This is a genomic window from Chitinophaga silvisoli (assembly GCF_003412465.1).
In the GTDB taxonomy this organism is placed as follows: domain Bacteria; phylum Bacteroidota; class Bacteroidia; order Chitinophagales; family Chitinophagaceae; genus Chitinophaga; species Chitinophaga silvisoli.
Window position 1 is genome coordinate 65,898 of sequence record NZ_QTJV01000001.1, and the last position, 21,087, is coordinate 86,984.

At 46.3% G+C, this 21,087-nt stretch carries 20 protein-coding genes; 15 read left to right on the forward strand and 5 right to left on the reverse strand.

Annotated elements, in window-relative coordinates; all coding sequences use genetic code 11:
- The first annotated feature begins 2 nt into the window (after positions 1-2).
- The 8 genes from DXN04_RS00220 (at position 3) to DXN04_RS00255 (ending at position 8,139) form a co-directional block, all read left to right on the forward strand.
- A complete protein-coding gene (locus DXN04_RS00220; RefSeq protein ID WP_116851328.1) occupies positions 3-674 on the forward strand; it encodes an urease accessory protein UreF in 672 nt (223 codons plus the stop codon).
- A complete protein-coding gene (ureG, locus tag DXN04_RS00225; RefSeq protein ID WP_116851329.1) occupies positions 675-1,289 on the forward strand; it encodes an urease accessory protein UreG in 615 nt (204 codons plus the stop codon).
- Positions 1,289-2,071, forward strand: a complete 783-nt coding sequence (locus tag DXN04_RS00230; RefSeq protein ID WP_116851330.1) for an urease accessory protein UreD — start codon at positions 1,289-1,291, stop codon at positions 2,069-2,071. The genes ureG and DXN04_RS00230 overlap by 1 nt, the downstream gene beginning before the upstream one ends.
- A 12-nt stretch (positions 2,072-2,083) precedes the next feature.
- On the forward strand, positions 2,084-2,785 hold the full coding sequence (locus DXN04_RS00235) for an urease accessory protein UreH domain-containing protein (RefSeq protein ID WP_116851331.1): 702 nt from the start codon (positions 2,084-2,086) through the stop codon (positions 2,783-2,785).
- Positions 2,786-2,914: 129 nt separating this feature from the next.
- Positions 2,915-4,315: an NADP-dependent phosphogluconate dehydrogenase gene (gndA, locus tag DXN04_RS00240; RefSeq protein ID WP_116851332.1), complete on the forward strand. Its 1,401-nt coding sequence runs from the start codon at positions 2,915-2,917 to the stop codon at positions 4,313-4,315.
- Between the two features lie 67 nt (positions 4,316-4,382).
- A complete protein-coding gene (zwf, locus tag DXN04_RS00245; protein WP_116851333.1) occupies positions 4,383-5,888 on the forward strand; it encodes a glucose-6-phosphate dehydrogenase in 1,506 nt (501 codons plus the stop codon).
- Positions 5,889-5,896: 8 nt separating this feature from the next.
- On the forward strand, positions 5,897-6,622 hold the full coding sequence (gene pgl / locus DXN04_RS00250; RefSeq protein ID WP_116851334.1) for a 6-phosphogluconolactonase: 726 nt from the start codon (positions 5,897-5,899) through the stop codon (positions 6,620-6,622).
- 65 nt (positions 6,623-6,687) lie between these two features.
- Positions 6,688-8,139: an alpha-L-fucosidase gene (locus DXN04_RS00255; RefSeq protein WP_116851335.1), complete on the forward strand. Its 1,452-nt coding sequence runs from the start codon at positions 6,688-6,690 to the stop codon at positions 8,137-8,139.
- Between the two features lie 52 nt (positions 8,140-8,191).
- On the opposite strand, the gene DXN04_RS00260 is transcribed toward DXN04_RS00255, so the two are convergent.
- Entirely contained in the window at positions 8,192-9,748 is a 1,557-nt protein-coding gene (locus DXN04_RS00260) for an FMN-binding glutamate synthase family protein (protein ID WP_116851336.1), read from the reverse strand.
- A gap of 141 nt (positions 9,749-9,889) precedes the next feature.
- Between DXN04_RS00260 and DXN04_RS00265 the strand changes: the two genes are divergently transcribed.
- The 7 genes from DXN04_RS00265 to DXN04_RS00300 all read left to right on the forward strand — a co-directional run bounded on the left by DXN04_RS00265 (position 9,890) and on the right by DXN04_RS00300 (position 19,162).
- Entirely contained in the window at positions 9,890-12,457 is a 2,568-nt protein-coding gene (locus DXN04_RS00265) for a family 20 glycosylhydrolase (protein WP_116851337.1), read from the forward strand.
- A gap of 143 nt (positions 12,458-12,600) precedes the next feature.
- Entirely contained in the window at positions 12,601-13,041 is a 441-nt protein-coding gene (locus DXN04_RS00270) for a universal stress protein (protein ID WP_116851338.1), read from the forward strand.
- Between the two features lie 100 nt (positions 13,042-13,141).
- Positions 13,142-15,727: a phosphatidylglycerol lysyltransferase domain-containing protein gene (locus DXN04_RS00275; protein WP_116851339.1), complete on the forward strand. Its 2,586-nt coding sequence runs from the start codon at positions 13,142-13,144 to the stop codon at positions 15,725-15,727.
- 17 nt (positions 15,728-15,744) lie between these two features.
- The gene (locus tag DXN04_RS00280; protein WP_116851340.1) at positions 15,745-16,437 is read left to right on the forward strand and encodes an alpha/beta fold hydrolase; all 693 of its coding nucleotides are present in this window, start codon (positions 15,745-15,747) and stop codon (positions 16,435-16,437) included.
- Positions 16,438-16,804: 367 nt separating this feature from the next.
- Positions 16,805-17,170: a hypothetical protein gene (locus DXN04_RS00285; RefSeq protein ID WP_116851341.1), complete on the forward strand. Its 366-nt coding sequence runs from the start codon at positions 16,805-16,807 to the stop codon at positions 17,168-17,170.
- Between the two features lie 129 nt (positions 17,171-17,299).
- A complete protein-coding gene (locus tag DXN04_RS00290; RefSeq protein ID WP_116851342.1) occupies positions 17,300-17,572 on the forward strand; it encodes a hypothetical protein in 273 nt (90 codons plus the stop codon).
- A 990-nt stretch (positions 17,573-18,562) separates the two neighbouring features.
- The gene (locus tag DXN04_RS00300) at positions 18,563-19,162 is read left to right on the forward strand and encodes a response regulator transcription factor (protein WP_116851344.1); all 600 of its coding nucleotides are present in this window, start codon (positions 18,563-18,565) and stop codon (positions 19,160-19,162) included.
- An 11-nt stretch (positions 19,163-19,173) separates the two neighbouring features.
- Here the strand turns inward: DXN04_RS00300 and DXN04_RS00305 are convergent, their stop codons facing one another.
- The 4 genes from DXN04_RS00305 to DXN04_RS00320 form a co-directional block, all read right to left on the reverse strand.
- Entirely contained in the window at positions 19,174-19,356 is a 183-nt protein-coding gene (locus tag DXN04_RS00305; RefSeq protein WP_147319801.1) for a hypothetical protein, read from the reverse strand.
- 32 nt (positions 19,357-19,388) lie between these two features.
- Positions 19,389-19,829, reverse strand: coding sequence for a siderophore-interacting protein (locus DXN04_RS00310; protein WP_116851346.1), 441 nt, complete (start codon positions 19,827-19,829; stop codon positions 19,389-19,391).
- Between the two features lie 14 nt (positions 19,830-19,843).
- Entirely contained in the window at positions 19,844-20,092 is a 249-nt protein-coding gene (locus tag DXN04_RS00315; protein ID WP_147319802.1) for a hypothetical protein, read from the reverse strand.
- A gap of 87 nt (positions 20,093-20,179) precedes the next feature.
- Entirely contained in the window at positions 20,180-21,031 is an 852-nt protein-coding gene (locus DXN04_RS00320) for a helix-turn-helix domain-containing protein (RefSeq protein WP_116851348.1), read from the reverse strand.
- Positions 21,032-21,087: the final 56 nt, after the last annotated feature.

Sequence of the window (21,087 nt, forward strand, 5' to 3'; positions counted from 1 at the left end):
TTATGCAAAACTGGTTGCCACATTTGTTGCACCTGTCCGACCCGGCATTGCCGGTAGGGGCTTACACCCATTCCAATGGGTTGGAGACCTATGTGCAGCAAGGGCTGGTGTACGATGTAAATACCGCGGGTGCCTACATCCGCAACATGCTGGAATATAATTTTATTTACAACGATGGCTTCTTTGCATGGCAGGGATATCTGGCTGCTGCTGCGGGAGATTTGGAACTATTATTATCCCTGGATGAAGAGTGTACTGCATTGAAGTCGCCGATGGAAATGAGACAGGCCAGCCAGAAGTTGGGGCTGCGGTTGCTGAAGCTGATGATGCCATTGACAAAGCATGCATTTGCAAAGGAATATGCTTCGCAAACAACTGGTCATTATTGTTTAGTATTCGGTGCATATGCTTACCTGCTGGGTGTTCCATTGGAAGAGGCTATGATTGCCTTTTATTACAATGCGGCTACAGGCATGGTCACGAATTGTGTGAAACTGGTGCCCCTTGGCCAACAACAGGGGCAGGAAATATTATATAGTTTATTGCCCTTATTGCCTGGGTGGGTGGCTAAAACGCAAACGATTCCCCGCGAGCTTGCAGGTCGCTGCAGCCCTGCATTTGATATCAGCTGTATGCAGCATGAAAAATTATACTCAAGGTTATACATGTCGTAAATGGAGAACAGAAAATACATAAAAATAGGTGTGGCCGGACCTGTAGGTGCTGGCAAGACTGCTTTGATAGAACGCTTATCCCGCCAGTTGCACGAGACGTATAGCCTGGCGGTGATCACGAATGATATTTATACAAAGGAGGATGCGGAATTCCTCATGAAAAATAGCCTGCTACCAGCCGGACGTATTATTGGGGTGGAAACGGGAGGTTGTCCGCATACCGCTATCCGTGAGGATGCCAGTATGAACCTGGAAGCGGTGGATGAGATGGTATCCCGCTACCCGGATGTGGAAATCATCTTCATTGAGAGTGGGGGTGATAACCTTTCTGCGACATTTAGTCCTGATCTGGCAGATGTGACCATCTTTGTGATCGATGTGGCAGAAGGCGATAAGATTCCCCGAAAGGGAGGTCCGGGTATTACCCGCTCCGACCTGTTAGTGATCAACAAGATTGACCTGGCCCCTTATGTGAATGCGAGCCTGGAAGTGATGGAAAGAGATGCCCGGAAAATGCGGGTGGACAGGCCTTTTATATTTACCAACCTGATGTCTCTGCAGGGATTGGACCAGGTAATTGACTGGATCAAAAAGTACGCGCTACTGGAAGTATAATGTATAGTGAGTTACAAATAAATACTGCAGCGCGGAATAGTAAAACATATCTGCAACACTGCTATTTTACCCGTCCTTTCAAGGTGGCGGATATCAGCGGGCAGCATACGGCGGAATTACACCTGACGCTGATGAGTGCTTCGCCGGGCATCCTGGATGGCGATGAATATGATATGAAAGTAAATGTGGCGGCAGGCACCAGTCTGCATCTGTATACACAGTCTTATCAGCGCATCTTCCAGATGAAATCCGGTGCAAAGCAGTTGTTTTCAGTCCATCTGGGTGCCGGCAGCAGTTTCTTTTACCTGCCGCATCCCAGTGTACCTCATGAAAATGCTGTATTCACAGCTGTAAATAAGATACAGATGGAGAAGGAGAGTCGCCTCTTGTGGGGAGAGATCATCACCTGTGGACGTAAGCTGAGTGGAGAAGTATTTCGCTGCCGGCATTTTCAGAGTACTACGGAGGTCCGGTATGAGGGGAAGCTGGTATTCAAGGATGTGACTTTGCTGGAGCCTGCACAGATTCCGGCAGGGGAGATGGGGCAGTGGGAGGAATACACCCATCAGGGTTCCCTGTATTGGCAGGATTTGTCAGTAGATGTGGAGGAAATGGCAGCTGAGGTTTATGACCTTTTGTCCGCAGAGCCAGGCATCAGGGGCGGTGTATCCAGAACAGCTGCAGGTGCCTTGCTGGTAAGGGTTTTGGGCCAGGGTGGTGAGCAGCTCTACCAGCTATTTAAAAAGATAGCATTGCTGGCAGGAGAAGAAAGAAGACTTTAAAATGATCATGGTATGAATATGGAGCTACAGTTGCTCATTATCACGGCGTTGACTATCAGTACCCTGCATACAGTGACGGGACCGGATCATTATGTTCCGTTCATAGCCCTGAGCAGGGTAAGGAACTGGTCGATTGGCAAAACGGTGGTATGGACGCTGCTTTGTGGTGTGGCCCATGTGGGTAGTTCGGTGTTGTTGGGATTGCTGGGAATTGCATTGGGCTGGTCTTTGTCCAGGATCAGTGGCCTGGAAAACCTGCGGGGTGGTATAGCCGGATGGGCATTGCTCAGTTTTGGATTGTTGTACACAATCTGGGGACTGAAACGAGCCTGGCAAAACAAGGTGCACAAGCATTTTGATGTATACGACAACGGGGATATATATGTATATGAGCATAAACACGAACAAATCGTGTATCCGCAGGAGCGGAGAAAGGTGACACCATGGATTATGCTTATTATCTTTGGTCTCGGGCCATGTGAACCACTGATACCTTTATTGACATATCCGGCCGCGCAACATTCTACTTACGCTATGGTATTGCTCATCGTGGTATTTACGCTCTTTACATTACTGACTATGGTGGCGATGGTGCTGTTGGGTTATTATGGCTTTTCGCTGTTGACAACCAGTCGATTGGAGCGATATGTGCATGCCTTGGGAGGATTCACCATTTTTATTTGTGGGTTGGGCATGGTGTGGCTGGGTTGGTAAGTATAAAAATTTACTGGTACAAATCATCGGGTGAATTGAATGTTTTCCCGATGCGCACATTGATTATGTACCATTCCTAATTGATAATTCGTAATTTTACTTCATCTTTTGGCTTTTACACGATAATTTATGGCACAAAGCGTATTCGATTTTGGCATGATTGGTCTTGGCGTAATGGGTAGAAACCTGTTGCTGAACATGGCTGATCATGGCTTTTCCGTTATTGGTTTTGACAAGGATACAACCAAGACCGGAGCACTGGAATCGGCTGCTACAGCTGGCACTACCGTGAAGGGAGTGGCTGAACTGGCAACCATGGTACAATTGCTGGAGCGTCCGCGCAAACTGATGATGCTGGTTCCCGCAGGGAAACCGGTAGATGATGTAATCGAGTCACTGATCCCGCTGTTAGAGCAGGGCGACGTAGTGATCGATGGCGGTAACTCTCATTATACTGATACCCTGCGCAGGGTGAAATATCTGCGTGAGAAGGGGATCCATTTTATGGGCATCGGCGTATCCGGTGGTGAAAAGGGAGCCCGTACGGGACCCAGCATCATGCCGGGTGGCGACAAGGAAGCTTATGAAAAGGTAAGACCTATGCTGGAGGCAGTATCTGCCAAGGTAAATGGTACTCCTTGTGTAGCTTACCTGGGTAAGGAAGGTGCCGGCCATTATGTGAAAATGGTACATAATGGTATTGAGTATTCCATCATGCAGCTGATCAGCGAAACTTATGCCTTGCTGAAGAAGGAAGGCCTGAGCAACGAGCAGCTTCACGAAACATTCAAAAAATGGAATGAAGGCGATCTGCAATCATTCCTCATCGAAATCACTGCAGACATCTTCCTGCAAAAGGATGACAAGACCAGTGCACACCTTGTAGACGTTATCTCTGACAAAGCTGGTTCCAAGGGAACTGGTAAGTGGACTTCACAGGATGCAATGGAACTGCCTGTAGCCGTACCGGTGATTGATACAGCTGTAGCTATGCGTACAGTGTCTGGTTACAAGGACGAGCGCGTAGAAGCTGCAAAAATTTATAACTCTTCCGAATCTGCGCCTGCACTGAGTGTAGAGCAGATTCACGATGCACTGAGCTTTGGTATTCTGCTGAGCTATGCACAGGGTCTGGCTATGCTGACACAGGCATCCAGGGAACTGGAAATGGAAATTCCATTGCCTGAAGTAGTGAAAGTATGGAGAGGCGGTTGTATCATCCGTTCTACCCTCCTGGAAGTATTTACACGCGCATATGAGGCTAACCCAACCTTGCCAAACATCTTATTGAGTGAAGAGATTGCAGCTATCGTGAAGCAGGTAGTTGGTAATACCCGTACTGTAGTAGCAAGTGCTGCACAGTCAGGGATAGCAGCAGCAGGTATTATGTCTGCACTGTCTTACTTCGATGCATATCGTACAGAGCGTATGCCTACCAACCTTGTACAGGCACAGCGTGATTACTTTGGTGCACATACCTATCAGCGTATAGACCAACCCGGTACTTTCCATACCGTGTGGGGAGAATAAATCGTTGCGGCCTGACCGGGATTGCGCACAACCCCGTCAGGCTGCGCTGCTTAAAAAACATTATTTTATGAGCAACCACAAACGCCCTGCGGCCTCCATCCTGTTTATCTTCGGAGGTAGCGGCGACCTGAATTACAGAAAACTTTCGCCGGCTTTATATAACCTTTTTCTGGACGATTACATGCCGGAAAAATTTGCCATCGCAGGTATCGGACGTAGCCAGTATAACAACGAAGACTATCGTGCACACCTGCTGGACGGGATCAGCAAATTCTCCCGTCGTAAAGATGAGCAGAATGGTCATTGGGATCAGTTCTCACAACATGTAACCTACCTGCAGATGGATGCGGACAATCAGGCTGCTTACAGCAAGATCACCGACTATGTGAAGGAGAAGGAAGCAGAATGGGGTGAGCATCCAAACGTTATTTTCTATCTGGCAGTAGCACCACAGCTGGTACCTTCCATCGCTCAGAAACTGGGTGCACTGAATCTCTGCACAGATAAGAACTGTACCCGTATTGTAATAGAAAAGCCATTTGGCCATGACCTGCAGAGTGCTCATGATCTGAATGCGCTGTTGGGCCGTCTCTTCTCAGAAGAGCAGATCTATCGTATTGACCACTACCTGGGTAAAGAAACCGTTCAGAACATCCTGGCACTGCGCTTTGCCAATGCCCTGTTCGAACCGGTTTGGAACCGTAATTATATCGATCATGTACAGATCACTGCGTCCGAAACAGTAGGTCTGGAAGATCGTGCACAATACTATGAGAAGTCAGGTGCCCTGCGTGATATGGTGCAGAACCACATCCTGCAGGTACTTTGTATGGTCGCTATGGAAGCACCAGTATCATTCGATGCAAATGAGGTGCGTAACAAAAAGGTAGACGTGCTGAATGCAATGCGTCCTTTCACCAAAGGTGAGGTGCATGAGAATGCGGTACGTGGCCAATATTCTAGCGGCTGGATCAAGGGTAAGGAAGTACCAGGCTACCGTGAAGAGAAAGGCGTGGCAAAGGAATCTGCTACAGAAACCTATGCTGCCGTAAAATTCCATATTGACAACTGGCGCTGGCAGGGCGTACCTTTTTATGTACGTACCGGTAAACACCTCCATCAGAAAGCAACGAATATCACCCTGCAGTTCCGTCCGGCTCCTCACTTTGCATTCCCTTCAGAATCTGCAGAGACCTGGAGACCTAACCGGCTGACCATCAGCATCACGCCTGAAATGGATATCCGTATCCGCTTCCAGGCTAAACGTCCGGGTCAGGCCATGACATTGGAACCGGTAGATATGGTATTCAACTTCGATCACCAGTATGGTGATGACCATGCACCGGAAGCATACGAAACATTGTTGCTGGATGTAATGGAAGGAGATGCTACCCTGTTTATGCGTGCGGACCAGGTAGAAGCTGCCTGGAAACTGATCATGCCAATCCTGGAAACATGGGAAAACCGTACTCCGGTAGACTTCCCGAACTATGCACCAGATTCATGGGGTCCTGAAGATGCCGATGCGATGATCGCCCGAGATGGACATGCATGGATCAATCTGTCTAAATAATTTCTGACATGGAATTACATATTGCCAAGAATACCCAGGAACTGAGCGAGAACCTGGCAGCATGGATCAGCAACTATATCCAGGAAGTATTGCAGGATCAGGACATTTTTACATTTGTACTATCCGGTGGCAGTACGCCTAAGTCGTTGTATCACTTACTGGCTAAGGAGCCTTACAGCAAGATGATTCCATGGGAGAGAATTCATTTCTTCTGGGGGGATGAAAGGGTAGTGCCGTTTGAAGATGACCGCAACAATGCCCGCATGGCATTTGAAAGTCTGCTGGAAGTGGTGAAGGTACCTAAGGAAAATATTCATGTGATGCGCACCGACATCAAGCCAGAGGAATCTGCAGCAGCATATGAAGAGATTCTGCTGGAATATTTCAAGGATTCAGACACTACCTTCGACCTGGTATTGCTGGGGATGGGTGATGATGGCCATACGCTGTCTCTCTTCCCCGGGTTGCCAATAGTGAATGAGAAAAAGGCATGGGTAAATGCTTTCTGGCTGCAAGCCCAGGATATGTACCGCATTACGCTGACTGCACCAGTGGTGAACCAGGCAGCATGTGTAGTATTTATGGCAACTGGCGGCGGCAAGGCATTGACCCTGAAGAGTGTGATAGAAGGTACTTTTGATGCAGAGAAATTCCCTTCTCAGTTAATCAGACCGCAGGATGGTGAGCTGCATTGGTTTGTGGATGAAGCTGCGGCGAGTGCGCTGGAAATGTAAAATGATCGCTTTTTAAAATAGAAAGCCGGTTGCGAAAGTGACCGGCTTTTTTTATTTTGTTGAGTATGAAACCATCACTTATTTACCTGTTTGCATTATTGTTATGCGCTTCCACTGTTATAGGACAAAAGAAATATACCGCCGACTGGGCTTCGCTGGAGACCCGTGGTATTCCGGCCTGGTTCAATCAGTCTAAATTTGGCATCTTCATACACTGGGGGGTATATGCTGTGCCCTCTTATGCACCTGTAGGTCCGGGTGGGTATTCAGAATGGTACTGGTACCAGCTGGATGGCCGTACCGATGGTCCGCACGATGCGACCCGTGCCTTCCACGATAAGAACTATGGTAAGGATGTGCCTTACCAGGACCTGGAAAAACAGTTTACTGCTTCTATGTTTAATCCTGACCAGTGGGCGGACATCTTCCGTCGCTCAGGAGCAAAGTATGTAGTGCTCACTTCCAAGCACCATGAAGGCTATGCTTTGTGGGATAACCAGCAGGCCAATGAAAGCTGGGGTCGTACCTGGAATGCTGTCCAGGGAACTCCCCATAGAGATTTGCTGGGTGACCTGACAAATGCTGTGCGTAAAGCCGGCTTGAAAATGGGATATTATTATTCCCTGTACGAATGGTTCAATCCTCTCTGGAAGAAAGATAAACAGCAATATATTAACCAGGTGATGATCCCTCAGTTCAAAGACTTGGTGACGAAGTATAAACCTTCCGTAATTTTCTCTGATGGTGAGTGGGAACTATCTGACACTGCATGGCACAGTACATCGCTGCTGGCATGGTTGTATAATGAATCGCCTGTGAAGGATGAAGTAGTGGTCGATGATCGCTGGGGGAGTAATACTCGTGGAAAACATAATGGTGCTACTTACCTGACTTCTGAGTATGGAAGTGGTATGCAGCCGGGCGTAATCTGGGAGGAGAGTCAGGGTATAGGACAGTCTTATGGCTATAACCGCATGGAGAATGTGGATGACTATAAGAAGAGTGCGGACCTGACACTGATGCTGGTAGATATTGTATCAAGAGGCGGTAACCTGCTGCTGGATATCGGGCCTACTGCTGATGGCCGTATCCCGGTGATTATGCAGCAAAGATTGATTGATATCGGGGCCTGGCTGGATGTGAATGGTGAGGCGATTTTTGATACTAAAACGTGGAAAGAAACAAGACAGTGGAGTGAGGGGAAGGTGCCTGAGTTGAAGGAGTCTAATTTCATGTCAGATTATAGCATTTCAAACCTGATTAAACCTGCAAAGGATCGTGCACATGTGGAAATGTTCTTTACACAGAAAGGGACCACACTGTATGCGGTGGTTCCGGCGTATGTACCGCAGGTGAAAATTAAAAACTATATGCCTTCGAAGAAAGCGCAGGTGAGCATCCTGGGATGTGCAAAGAAGGTGAGTGGGAAGCAGGTAGGGAAGGATTTTGTGGTGGATTTATCAGGATTAACACCGGGAGATTTACCGACACAATTATTTACCATTCGCATAAAATAAGACTCATAAAAAAAACGCTTCGGATTTTTAGCCGAAGCGTTTTTTTTAGAATTTACCAGTTGTCTATACTTATTTTCTCCATCATTTCGGTATTCAGTAAAGCACCTACTTCCATACCCGGATAGATCTCTTCGAATGTCTTCACCTGGTTCATAAACACCCTCCTGGAAAGATGGCTCCTGGTGATATGATGCGGTGTTTCCAGTCCGGCAGCAGCAGCGAGTTCAATCGCGCTTTCAATCGTGTCCTGGTGATAGTTCGCTACCCTGTGTTTTTTATCATCTACAACCAGGCCCGCCTGCAACCATTTATCCTGCGTAGCTACACCTGTAGGACAACGGTTGGTATTACAGATCAATGCCTGGATACAACCGATGGCCATCATCATTGCTCTTGCACTGTTGCAGGCATCTGCACCCAATGCGAGGGCACGGAGTATATGGAAACCAGTCAGGATCTTACCGGAGGCAATTACCTTTACTTTGTGTCGGATATTATAGCCTCTCAGGGTATCGTGTACAAATGCGAGGGCATCCATCAGCGGCATCCCTACAGAGTTGCTGAACTCAGGAGGCGCAGCACCGGTACCACCTTCACCACCATCTACGGTGATAAAGTCAGGGTAGCAGCCTGTTTCCAGCATGGCTTTACAGATGGCATGGAACTCAGTTTTCTGGCCGATACAGAGTTTGAATCCTACAGGTTTACCATTTGCCAGGGTACGCATGCGGCTGATGAATTCCACCATCTGGCGCGGTGTATTGAAGGCGGTGTGATAAGGAGGGGAGGCCACTGTGGTATGTGGTTTCACATGGCGGATAGCTGCGATCTCCGGCGTGTTCTTAGACGCTGGCAGGATACCGCCATGGCCTGGTTTTGCACCCTGAGATACCTTCAGTTCAATCATGCGGATCTGTGGCCTTGCACTATTCTGTGCGAATAATTTCTCATCGAAATTACCCTGTTCGTCACGGCAGCCGAAGTAACCGGTACCGATTTGCCAAATGATGTCACCACCCTGGTTCAGGTGATGCTCACTGATACCACCTTCGCCGGTGTTGTGAGCGAAGTTGCCGATTTTTGCACCCCCATTCAGGGCTTCTACCGCATTGGCACTCAGGGAGCCGTAACTCATAGCAGATACATTGAGAATGCTGGCAGAGTAAGGTTGCTGGCAATCTGCGCCCCCGATAGTCACGCGGGGGTCCTTGTTCATGGTATCGAATGAGCGTGGCTGAATGGAATGGGCCATCCACTCATAACCTTCAGCATATACGTTGAATTGAGTACCAAAAGGTTGTGAGTTCAGTTCGCGCTTCGCACGCTGATAAATAGTAGAGCGGTCCACCCTGTTTACAGGGCTGCCGTCGATGTCACTTTCTACAAAGTATTGGTAGATCTTTGGACGTATATCTTCCATCAGGTAGCGCATCCTGCCCACAATAGGGTAATTGCGCATAATGGCATGTTTCTTCTGGAGAATGTCAACAAATCCGAGGATAATAAGTGGAATGATCACTACTAATAGCCACAATACCCAGGGAAAGAAATAGCCTCCGCAGCATATAAGCGCGAGACTGCCTACCGTAAAAGCAAAAAATCCTTTCATAAACCATCTTCCTTTTTGATGAGTAGTTAAAGATAGGAGAAATTATATATATCGACTTTTTGCGGGCGACCCGGTTTGTGTAGATTATGTTTGTTTTGCAGCAGTATAGCCTTATATTAGGGCGATTAATATCAACTGAATATGCATTTAAGGAGGTTTTTACTGGTATGTGGCCTGTTTACAGCAGCAACCACCAAGAGTTGGGCGCAGGCACCATTTGATGCTTCGCAATTGAAGGTATCCTGGGAAGTAGGGGAAAATCACTATCAGGGCAAAGCGCAGTTTTTATCTGTCTTCACGATTGTCAATACCGGCCGCACTGCATTTCCTGCTCAGGGCTGGCAATTGTATTTCAACTTTGTGAGACCTGTAGCTCCTGGTCCTACCACCGGTGGTGTGAGTGCTGCGCATGTGAATGGTGACCTGTATAAACTGACTCCTACCGGCGAAAGTAAGGGCATTGCTCCGGGCGATTCTATCCGTGTGTCTCTCATTGGCGAAGCATGGGCTGTGAATTTTACCGATGCACCGGATGGGCTGTACCTCGTGTGGGATAAGGAACCAGCGAAAGGATATAGTGTTCCTGCTTTAAATGTACGACCTTCTACACAACCTAAACAATACCTGCGTTTTCCGGGAGATAAAATTGGCCTGATCACCCCACAGGATATTTACGAACAGAATAAGAATACAGCGGATGTACCTGTGGCAGAATTGCCTAAGGTATTCCCTACACCCCTTGAAATCTCGAATGGTAGCGGCGAACTGGTATTGACACCAGCTGTGACTATAAGTGCAGATGCTGCGTTTGTAAAGGAAGCTGCTTACCTGGCAGCAGAGCTGAAAACTATATTTGGTAAGGAACCACTGGTTGGCAATAGTGGAAATGCCACCATTACATTATCCACAGATGCCAGTCTGGCACCTGAAGAGTATACACTCAGCGTAAGCAGCACTGGTGTACAGATTAAGGCTGGTGAAGGTGCTGGTATTTTTTATGGTATTCAATCACTGAAATCGCTGTTTCCGGCCAATGCATGGGCTGGTGTACAAAAGAAGGTGAGCATCCCTGCTGTAAATGTAAAAGATGGTCCCCGCTTTGGTTACCGTGCATTTATGATCGATGTGGCCCGCAATTTCCATAGCAGGAAAGATATTTATCGTCTGCTGGACCTGATGGCGCTTTATAAATTGAATGTACTGCATTTTCACCTGACGGATGATGAAGGCTGGCGACTGGAAATCCCTTCCCTGCCTGAGTTGACAGCTGTGGGGGCACATCGTGGTCATACGCTGGATGAGAAAGATCATTTGCAACCTGCATATGGTTCAGGTCCTGATGTGAACAATGAAGCGGGCAGTGGTTATTATACAAAGCAGGACTTTATTGACATCCTGCATTATGCAGCAGCGCGACACATTACTGTGATACCGGAAATTGAAACACCGGGTCATGCGCGTGCTGCAGTGGTAGCGATGAAGGCCCGCTATGAGAAATTATCGAAGGCCGGACAACAGGCCGCAGCAGCAGAATATTTATTATCAGATCCGAAAGATGAATCAGTATATCACTCAGTGCAGAACTGGAATGACAACGTGATCAATGTGGCCTTGCCGGCAGTTTATCACTTCCTGGATAAGGTGGTGGAAGAAGTGCAGGGTATGTATAAAGAAGCCGGGCTGCCGCTGGAATATGTACACATGGGTGGGGATGAGGTCCCTGCCGGTGTGTGGGCGGGTTCACCTGCTGTGAAGGCACTGATGGAAAAAGATAAGAGTCTTCGTGATGTAAATGATTTGTGGTATTACTACTATGGTAAGGTGAATACTTTGCTGAAAAACCGCGGATTGAAACTGTATGGCTGGGAAGAACTGGGTATGCGTAAGACTACACTGGATGGCAAGCCATTCAGCATGCCAAATCCGGGATTTAGCGGTGAAAACCTGATGGTGGATGTATGGAACAATATAATGGGAGGTGGTGCAGAAGATCTGCCTTACCGCCTGGCAAATGCGAATTACAAAGTAGTATTGTCTGGTGTGAGTAATATGTACTTCGATATGGCTTATATGAAGTCATTTGATGAACCGGGTTTTTACTGGGGAGGATTTGTAGATGTGGATAAGCCATTCTATTTCATTCCGCTGGATTACTATAAGAACTCAAAAGTAGATGCATTGGGTAACCGGTTGGATCCGGCTATCTTTAAGGATAAACAACGGTTAACTGCTTATGGTGCGGATAATATAGCAGGTGTACAGGGATTGTTGTGGAGTGAAACGGTGAAAAATGCAGAGAGAATGGAGTATATGATTCTGCCTAAGTTGTTAGGACTGGCAGAGAGAGCCTGGGCTGCGGATCCGCAGTGGGCACAGGTGAAAGATAGTACCTTAAGTGCTGATTTATATGCGAAAGCGTGGAGCGCATTTGCCAATACACTGGGTAAGAAAGAGTTGGTGAGGCTGAGTTATTACAATGGCGGATATAACTATCGGATACCTACAGCCGGTGCGGGAGTAGTAGATGGGGCAGTGGTAGCGAATGTGCAATTGCCGGGGTTTGTGATCAGGTACACCAGTAATGGAAAAGAACCCGATGGAAAGAGTAAAGTATATACAGGTCCCATTAGAGAGAAGGGAACAATTAAATTGAAAGTGTTTGATGTGAAAGGTAGGGGGAGCAGATCGGTTTCTATTGAGAATAAATAATAATAGGAAGTAATTGAGAATGGGTTCTGCGGAAGGTGGAACCCATTTTTGTTTTATCCCTCTACTTATAGTAATTTTGTCTCATAATACACCCTTACCTAAGCCTACCACAACAAACATCTGCATTTAAAAACCGATTGTCTATGTCAAAAATCATGATAGCTGTAGATCTAAGCAGCTATACAGCCAGTGTTATTGCTGCTGGTATGGAACTCGCGCGGAGCACCAAATCTCCTGTAACCATCACTTCTATCCTGGACAAGAACACAGAGGTAGTGCCTGTGATCGAAACAGTTAGTCCTTCAGCTGATGAGCTGAATGGCCGTCTGCAGGATATTATTGCGCATCTTGAAACCTACAGGGAACATTACCCTGATGTAACCGTATCTGTTACGGCTACTTTAGGTAATCCAAAAGAAGATATCCTGGAGCAGGCTGCAGAAGAAGCGGCGACAATGCTTGTAATTGGTACACATGGGCGCACCGGTCTGGACCATTTGCTGATCGGCAGCACTGCGGAATTCGTGATCCGTCATGCTTCTATACCTGTGCTGGTTGTGCCATACAGGAAGGAAAAGCATTAAAATTCAATTAAACTGTTTACCATATCCTTATTGCCTTTCAACTTACACGTAGTTTTGTGTGTTAAGTAAGGATCATGCTATACATAAAATTTTACCTGTAATGCCTCTGAAAGACAAGATCAAATTAGGTCCGTTGTTGCGTAAACTGCATTGGAAGGAAATGCTGGCTGTACTGTTTATTTTGCTGGCTATTTATTTTTTCAGGCAACAGCGTCATGAACTATATTCCCTGATGCCAGCTATAGAGCGGGCGGACCGCTTCTGGGTAGTCATCGGCATCGTGCTCACTGTAGGATATATACTTCTGCAGGCATGGATGTATCTATATAGTTTCCGTTCTGTAGGGAGTAAGCTGGACATTGGGAGAGGAACTGAATTGTTCCTGAAGCGTAATTTGCTCAGTATTTTTCTGCCGGCAGGTGGGGTAAGTTCATTGGCTTACATGCCACAAAGTCTGAAGCGTAGCCAGATCAATAAACAACAGATTCATCAGGCCTCCGGGATTTATGGATTTGTAGGCATCTTTTCTGTATTTGTAGTAGGATTGCCGGTGGTGGGGTATGCAATACTGCACGACGAATCCATGCTGGAAGCAGTAGGGGGACTGGTGACAATTTGTGCAGTGCTGGCAGGCGTAGTCTGGATAGTGCGTTCTATCCAGACGCGGGGAGCCGCTTATAATCTGCTTGCTAAATACCTGCCTGGGGTGATGGAGCATGTAGATGAGATCTTTGCTTTCAACCTGAACCGCCCTGCATTTGTAAAAACTGTATTGGTGTCTGCCGGTATTGAGCTGGCAGGCATCGCTCATTTATACCTGAGCATGTTGGCTACTGGCGCACATCCATCATTGGAGGCTGCCTGTGTGGGCTACATCGTAGCTACTATTTTCCTGATCGTATCACCTTTCCTGCGGGGATTGGGTGCCATTGAGCTTTCATTGGCTTACCTGCTTACCAATTATGGATTTACCTCCCTGCAGGCATTGGAAATCACCTTATTATACCGTTTGTTCGAATTCTGGCTGCCTTTGCTGGCAGGTGTGTTTGCTTTTATCCTGAAGAGTCGTCACCTGGTGTTGCGCTTAGTGCCACCAGTATTGATTTTTCTATTGGGCATGGTGAATATTTTTTCGGTATTAACGCCTCCGCTTGCGAATCGTTTGCGCGTGCTGAGAGGCTATATTCCTACAGAAAGTATTCATGCATCCAACCTGCTTGTGGTGTTCCTTGGGCTGGTACTGTTGGTCACGGCCACTTTCCTCTTCAGGGGATTGCGCAGTGCCTGGATTGTAGCGCTGACGGTATCGGTGTTATCCGCAATTGGGCATATCAGTAAGGCATTGGACTATGAAGAGGCATCACTGGCATTGTTAACAGCTTTTATTCTGCTGATTACGGCCAGGCAATACAGGATTAAGAGTAACCGTCAACTGGTAAATATAGGGGTCGTAACGGCCGTAGCAACACTGCTGGTGGTATTAATTTTTGGTACCATCGGGTTTTATTTCCTGAATGTGAAGCATTTTGGAATGGACTTTACTTTGTTGCGTTCATTGAGAGCATCATTCCATGGTTTCCTTTTGCTGGAAGACGATGGTTTGAAACCGGTGACGCGTTTTGGACGGGAATTCTTAAGTGCTATCAGGGTATTGGGTGTAGGTGCATGGGCTTTCCTGTTTTATACCATTATCCGCCCTTATCTGCCTACGGGCAAGCATACTAATGCGGCGATGGAGAAGGCGCAATATTATCTGAGTCAATACGGTAGTTCAGCAATGGATTACTTTAAAGTAGGAGAAGATAAGTTGCTTTTCATCTCTGAAAAATACGAGGGGTTTATTGCCTACAGGGTGGCCAGCAGTTTTGCTATTGTACTGGAGGAGCCGGTATGTGCGGAAGATGCAAAACTGGCAATGCTCCATGAATTTGAGGAGCAATGTAAGAAGATGGGACTGAAGCCTGCATTCTACAGGGTGGATGAACAAAGTATGTATTATTTTGAACACCTGCGGAAAAAGAAGATCCTGATAGGGCAGGAGGGAATTGTGGATGTAACGGCATTTACACTGAGTGGAAAGGATAAAAAATCTTTGCGAAATGGCTTGAATAGTCTGGCTGCGAAAGGGTATGTAACGGCTATACAGCGGGCTCCATTGAGTCCTGAGCTGGTGCAGGAGCTGAAAGAGGTAAGTGATGAATGGCTGGTGGATTATGATGTGAAAGAGATGACTTTCTCCCAGGGATTGTTTGATATAGATGCTATCAGGGATCAGGATGTGATTACGGTAACGGATGCAAACGGACAGGTGGCAGCATTTTTGAATATTATTCCTGACTATGCTCCCGGGGAGTGTACTTATGATCTGATTCGTAAGCGTACGGCGGCACCTGGTGGTTGTATGGATTCGCTGATCATAGCATTGATACAGGATGCGAAAGATCAGGGTTTACAGTATCTGAATCTGGGCCTGGTGCCTATGTCGGGTATCCAGCAACCGCAGAATACGGCTGAGCAGGTGGTAAAGTTTGCCTACGAGAAGATTAAAGCGTTCCGTCATTATCATGGCCTGAGAGAATTCAAGGAAAAGTATGCAACGGACTGGACGAACAAGTACCTTGTATATGAACATGATTTTGACCTGATACAGCTCCCGGCTGCATTGAGTAAAGTAATGAAGGCTTGATCATAAAAACGTGTACGATGGTGAAAGGATTATGGTTAATGGGAGTACTGAGTCTGATAATGGCTACAGCCCATGCGCAAACGGATATCAGTAAACTGCCGGTTACGGTGAAGGCACCTGTGGCAGGCAATCAGCATCCGGTAATATTGTTCCTGACGGGAGACGGGGGGATGAAGAAGTTTGCGGCGGATATGGTGAATTCGTTGTCAGCAAAAGGTTATCCGGTGATAGGGTTGAACTCCCTGAAGTACTTCTGGAGTAAGAAGACACCGCAACAGGCGGGTGCGGATGTAGCGGCTTTGTTACAGTATTATGGTAACCAGTGGAACAACCATTCATTTTTGCTGGTAGGTTATTCTATGGGAGCGGATGTACTGCCTTTCATTTATCAGCATCTGGGTGGAACATTGCAGAGCCAGACTTTATCGTTGGTGTTTATGTCACCTTCAGCGAGTACGGATATGGTGGTACATGTAGCGGATATGTTGGGAAAGAGTTCAACGCCGGGAGCGCTGAATGTACCGGCGGCGATGAATACGATTACGAATAAGCCATTGTTGCTGATCTTTGGGAAGGACGAGAATGATTTTGACCTGCATGCATTGACGATAACGAATTATAAATCGCTGGTCTTACCTGGCGGGCATCATTACAATGATGATGCGACGGGTGTGGTGACACAGATGGTGTCGCACTGGGGACCAAGGTGATGAAGTGATAAATACCTGGAGCGCTCTTCCTTACGGGAAGGGCGTTTTTTTTTATCAGGAAAACTTATGCGATCGCCTAATTTTTCTGCTTAACAACCAGTTAACGCTCCTGATCTTTTTTGCTAAAACGTTATACCATTACATGTATGTAAATAATTGCAGATCATTCTGTTAAGAAGGTTTTTTGCAGCTATTTTTATTCGTTAACATCTTATTAACTAATTTCTCGGTCCGGTAATGTATCATTACAACGTAGTAATGTAAAGTAGAAAAAAAGGATTTGTACCACATTTGTCAGCCATGGAAACCTCTTTCGGGTCTCTACCCGTAAGAATTTTATCTTAAAGCGAATACACGAAAAACTATAATGGATAAAAACTTTCTTCAGAATATTGCAACGGGCGGGTGCGCGGAAGTGCTGAAACCCTTTGCAGACGAGCCTTTTAATGGTTGGTTTTTGATGAAAACTCCCCAGGTTTCAACCGGGGGAGTTTATTTTTTTATTAATGAAAGTGATTGGAAAATAAGGCGCAGCTGCAACAAAATAGCAGTAGAATTTTTTAGCTTGCAGGCAGGCTATCCTGTATTAAAATTTGATCTTACACCCTCAAAATATAAGTTTATGAAAAATGCGTTCTTGACTGCCAGTAAGGGCAGTCCCTATATTCCTGTTAACGATAGGGATGGAGCTAAGCGAAGTTTTGTAACCGTTAAAACAGCATTCACCAATTAAGGGATCGATACAGAAGACACAACATTGTAAAGGCTATCCGATAAATCAGCAAGGAAGAATCCATTGCAGACCTGGAACGAGTGACTTAAAATTTTTATTCAAGTACATTGTAAACCCCACTATGCCAGCATGCCTAAACGTTATTTTGAAAGACTGCAAACCATTGATTACCTGATCAGGATCAAAGGCACAGGAAAGCCCGCTCACCTTGCAAAAAGGTTAAGGATTTCCGAAAGAACATTATTTGAATTTTTAAAGATGATGAAAGAACTGGGCGCACCTATAGCATATGACCGCTATAAGGAGAGCTATTACTACTCGGAAAAAGGAGGCTTCAATATTCGATTTGTGAAGAATCTAACTTTAGCGCTTGTGACGAACCTTCTCTTTTGGATGGTGTAACCCCTTCCTACTGTGTAACCCAATTCACACGCCTTATTATTCAAACCGGCTTATTTATCCTGCACCGTCCTTCTACAGGATTGGGCCAGGTATGTCCTTAACCGGAACGTGCGTTACTGCGGAGTATGTTATTCCGCAGTTAACGCCGTATTAACTATGTTCTTAACTGTACGTTAACCGAATTTGAAGAAACTCTTCCTACCTTCCATGCCGCTACAAAAAAAACTATATGGAGTTTGTCTTGCCTCTTATCCCGCACAGGCAAAACTGTATATGTAGCACCTAAAAATTCGCAATTACCTTTTTTCTCATAAGACGGTTTAGATTTCATAAGCTTCTGTACGCAGGTTTCTGTTAAGTTACCTGCTAGTTTTTCTTTCTCATCCGGGCTATAAAAAAATTCGGCCCTCACCATACGGTAAGGGCCAGAACATTCACATGTCAACCCGTTACAGCTCGTGTCAATGAGTAATACTGTAACGTTTTTAATTTTTTAGTCAGTCACTAATGTTTGAACGATATATCAAAATTAGAGATAATGTTTTGATCTAGTGGTTAACCGATTGTTAAGGCACCCTCATTTTTATAATCCATAAATTTTTACAGTTAATATTGTGGTACGGAATCAGAGATCAGCTTTTTTTCTTTTCCTTTCATATTGTTTTACTATTTGGGGGCCTCCAATTTTATGAGTAAATTGGTATTATTCCACGACTCCCTGCCTACATCCCTAAATCAATAGCAGGCTTACGTTTGAATGATTTTATTCTTTTTCGGTATTCTTTAATATACAAACAATTGTTTATTAGTATTTATTGAAAAATCATATACTTATCGGATTGACTACTGCGGGTATTTGTTTCAAATTTGTTTCGGTATGTGAGACCGTGTATTTATTCCATTACAGCCATACTAGTAAACCAATTTAACGACACTTGCAGTACCGGAAATTAAGGTTTTCGCAACTTATACAAACCCAAAAAAAACAATATGAAAAATGTGCGGCGCAACAGCACTGGGCAGGCCAGCGGGGAGGATGCTTTAGGGGCGGAAGGAGGAGAACATGGGGATTCTAAACACCTGGTACAGCAACTGGCAAAAGATATCAGCAATGTTGTGTTCATGGATAGTGATATTCCCGGATTAACAGCAACCGAAGCCGCCAATATTCTAAAAGCAGCCTATCCCGATATCAATGTACTGTTATTCTCTGTTCGAAATAATGAAACAGCTATCACCACCATTACCAACAAGCATGAACCTATACCGGCACCAGCTTCATTGAGTGCATGTTTTGCCCAACTGTATGAAGCTTCTGTCCAGACCAATACGGCAACCATTCAGAAAGTACTCACTTTTTTTAACCGTAAACCGGAAGAGGTCCCTATGCAGTATGGACTTTCTCACCGGGAACTTCAGGTGTTGGATTGCCTGGTGAGCGGAGATACCTACAAAAAAATAGCCGAGCACTGTCATATCAGTGTCGGCACTGTACGTTCACATATCATGAACATCTATCGTAAACTGGATGTAAATTCCCGTTCCTCTGCTATTGTCAAAGCCATGCAGGAAAGACTGGTAGGTAGCTGATGCTGCCTCCGCTATTTCCAGAACCCCGCCGCTTTTACCTGTTTCCAGCCCAACTGACTGAGCAACTTTCTTGTTTGAACCACCATCGGAATATAACCAGCGACATAAAAGGTAGTATCATGTGAGGGTAATTGGAGTTTGTCCAGCCAGCTGACTACGTCCTTTTCCAGTCCATCAGAGAACCGTACCGGCATGCCCATGATTTGTGCAGGCAGGGGATCTTCGTCTATAGCCAGGGTATGGAAGCCCTGATCCGGGTGCCTGCGGTGATAGAGAGACAGGATATGTCCATAGCGCTGGCATCACCTATGCATACCAGCTGCGAAGCGCCGGTGGGTTGGTGCATTCCGCCACCAGGGCCCATATAGGATACAGGATCCCCGGGAGCTAATTGCCGGGTCCACTCACTGCCGCTGCCCGGATGGCCTGCATCGATGAGCAGGGTGGCTATCCTTGTATTTTCATTGTAGTGTGCTACACTGTAGTCCCTGAGTGCTGTGCTGCTTACCTGGCATTTCAGGTGCTGGCAACTCCGCCATGCAAGTGGTTCGGATAGTTGCATTTCCAGTTGCAGTAAGCGATGATCAATAGCTGTTACCTGGCGCACATGCGCAGTCTTCCCCATCCTCCCCATCAGGAAGGCGGTTGCTTTTTCCTTTAAAGACATATGTTCTGGTATGTTTAGTCTACTACCCCTTTCAGTTCCGGGAAGAGATCTGTGATTAATGAGATGGCTTTGGGTGAGCGCAACCGGAGGTGCGCAAATATGCCGTTTAACTGAAGTACAGGCATCAGGTCTATGATTTCCTGTACGGCTGATTCATAGGATGGATAATCTGCAGGATTTTCAATTACAGCGAGGCTGGCCAGGAAGTCGGAAACAGCCCCCCGCTGTAACCGCACATTATTTTCTGTGCTGATTGCATGCATGTCATTGGGTATTATATTGTTCGGCTGCATAAAAGAGATCATTAATTCAGTACAAAATTATTGATGCTTCACTCCCGGCCTGTTATACTATTCCGGGTCAGATAAGGATTTATCCCGTACACTTTCCCTGAAGGCGGCAGGGGTATAGCCTGTATGTTGCTTGAAGAAGCGGTTAAAATAAGAGACTTCGTTGAACTGTAAATGCCAGGCTATTTCCTTTACACTTTCTTCTGCATGTAGCAGTAAGCGCTTGGCTTCCAGTACTCTGCGCTCTGTGATGAGGGACGAGGCCGTTTGCCCGGAATGTTGTCTCACCACTTCGTTCAGGTAATCGACCGAGATGTGGAGTGCTTCTGCATATTGTGCAGGTTTGGTCCATTCCAGGTAATGGGCAGCTACCAGTTCCCGGTAGCGGATGAGGAGCGATTTATTTGTTGAAGGCACATCCCCATTACGTCGCTGCAGGATCAGTAAGAGAATAGAAAGGTAATGCTGCAGCAGTGGAATGGCCTGCGGCTTTTTGTCATTGTACTCCTTTACCATGAGGCAAATGATCTGGTTCACGGCTGCCAGTTCATCAGCTGGCAGGGTCACAGGTCCCTGGAAGGTCACGGGGAGAGACACAAGGGGAAGGAAATCGGCTGTAAAGGCAATCCCCCACCCGGTTCCCGTTTGCTGCGGCAGGGCCAGATGGACCTGTCCGGGTACAATAAGACCCATTTCACCTGCATTGAGTGTCACCTGCTCCATATCGATCATATGTGCGCTGACACCATCTACCAACACAAACAGCATATAGTAATTGTGCCTGTGTACATCCGCCAGTGCGGCCATTTCCCTGCGTGAATGGCTTGACATAATCTTGATGGCAAATGAAGGCATATCCGGAAACAGACCATTGAGATCCTGCGACGCTATAAATTGCTTTTTCCGAGGCATATCTTAAAGATAGACGAACTGGAAAGGTGAAAATTGTAGAATTAACAAAAAAGTTT

Bases quoted from the DNA above. Each gene is read 5' to 3' on its own strand.
- DXN04_RS00220 (WP_116851328.1), top strand. From the start codon at position 3: ATGCAAAACTGGTTGCCACATTTGTTGCACCTGTCCGACCCGGCATTG.
- ureG (WP_116851329.1), top strand. From the start codon at position 675: ATGGAGAACAGAAAATACATAAAAATAGGTGTGGCCGGACCTGTAGGT.
- DXN04_RS00230 (WP_116851330.1), top strand. From the start codon at position 1,289: ATGTATAGTGAGTTACAAATAAATACTGCAGCGCGGAATAGTAAAACA.
- DXN04_RS00235 (WP_116851331.1), top strand. From the start codon at position 2,084: ATGAATATGGAGCTACAGTTGCTCATTATCACGGCGTTGACTATCAGT.
- gndA (WP_116851332.1), top strand. From the start codon at position 2,915: ATGGCACAAAGCGTATTCGATTTTGGCATGATTGGTCTTGGCGTAATG.
- zwf (WP_116851333.1), top strand. From the start codon at position 4,383: ATGAGCAACCACAAACGCCCTGCGGCCTCCATCCTGTTTATCTTCGGA.
- pgl (WP_116851334.1), top strand. From the start codon at position 5,897: ATGGAATTACATATTGCCAAGAATACCCAGGAACTGAGCGAGAACCTG.
- DXN04_RS00255 (WP_116851335.1), top strand. From the start codon at position 6,688: ATGAAACCATCACTTATTTACCTGTTTGCATTATTGTTATGCGCTTCC.
- DXN04_RS00260 (WP_116851336.1), bottom strand. From the start codon at position 9,748: ATGAAAGGATTTTTTGCTTTTACGGTAGGCAGTCTCGCGCTTATATGC.
- DXN04_RS00265 (WP_116851337.1), top strand. From the start codon at position 9,890: ATGCATTTAAGGAGGTTTTTACTGGTATGTGGCCTGTTTACAGCAGCA.
- DXN04_RS00270 (WP_116851338.1), top strand. From the start codon at position 12,601: ATGTCAAAAATCATGATAGCTGTAGATCTAAGCAGCTATACAGCCAGT.
- DXN04_RS00275 (WP_116851339.1), top strand. From the start codon at position 13,142: ATGCCTCTGAAAGACAAGATCAAATTAGGTCCGTTGTTGCGTAAACTG.
- DXN04_RS00280 (WP_116851340.1), top strand. From the start codon at position 15,745: ATGGTGAAAGGATTATGGTTAATGGGAGTACTGAGTCTGATAATGGCT.
- DXN04_RS00285 (WP_116851341.1), top strand. From the start codon at position 16,805: ATGGATAAAAACTTTCTTCAGAATATTGCAACGGGCGGGTGCGCGGAA.
- DXN04_RS00290 (WP_116851342.1), top strand. From the start codon at position 17,300: ATGCCTAAACGTTATTTTGAAAGACTGCAAACCATTGATTACCTGATC.
- DXN04_RS00300 (WP_116851344.1), top strand. From the start codon at position 18,563: ATGAAAAATGTGCGGCGCAACAGCACTGGGCAGGCCAGCGGGGAGGAT.
- DXN04_RS00305 (WP_147319801.1), bottom strand. From the start codon at position 19,356: ATGCCGGTACGGTTCTCTGATGGACTGGAAAAGGACGTAGTCAGCTGG.
- DXN04_RS00310 (WP_116851346.1), bottom strand. From the start codon at position 19,829: ATGTCTTTAAAGGAAAAAGCAACCGCCTTCCTGATGGGGAGGATGGGG.
- DXN04_RS00315 (WP_147319802.1), bottom strand. From the start codon at position 20,092: ATGCATGCAATCAGCACAGAAAATAATGTGCGGTTACAGCGGGGGGCT.
- DXN04_RS00320 (WP_116851348.1), bottom strand. From the start codon at position 21,031: ATGCCTCGGAAAAAGCAATTTATAGCGTCGCAGGATCTCAATGGTCTG.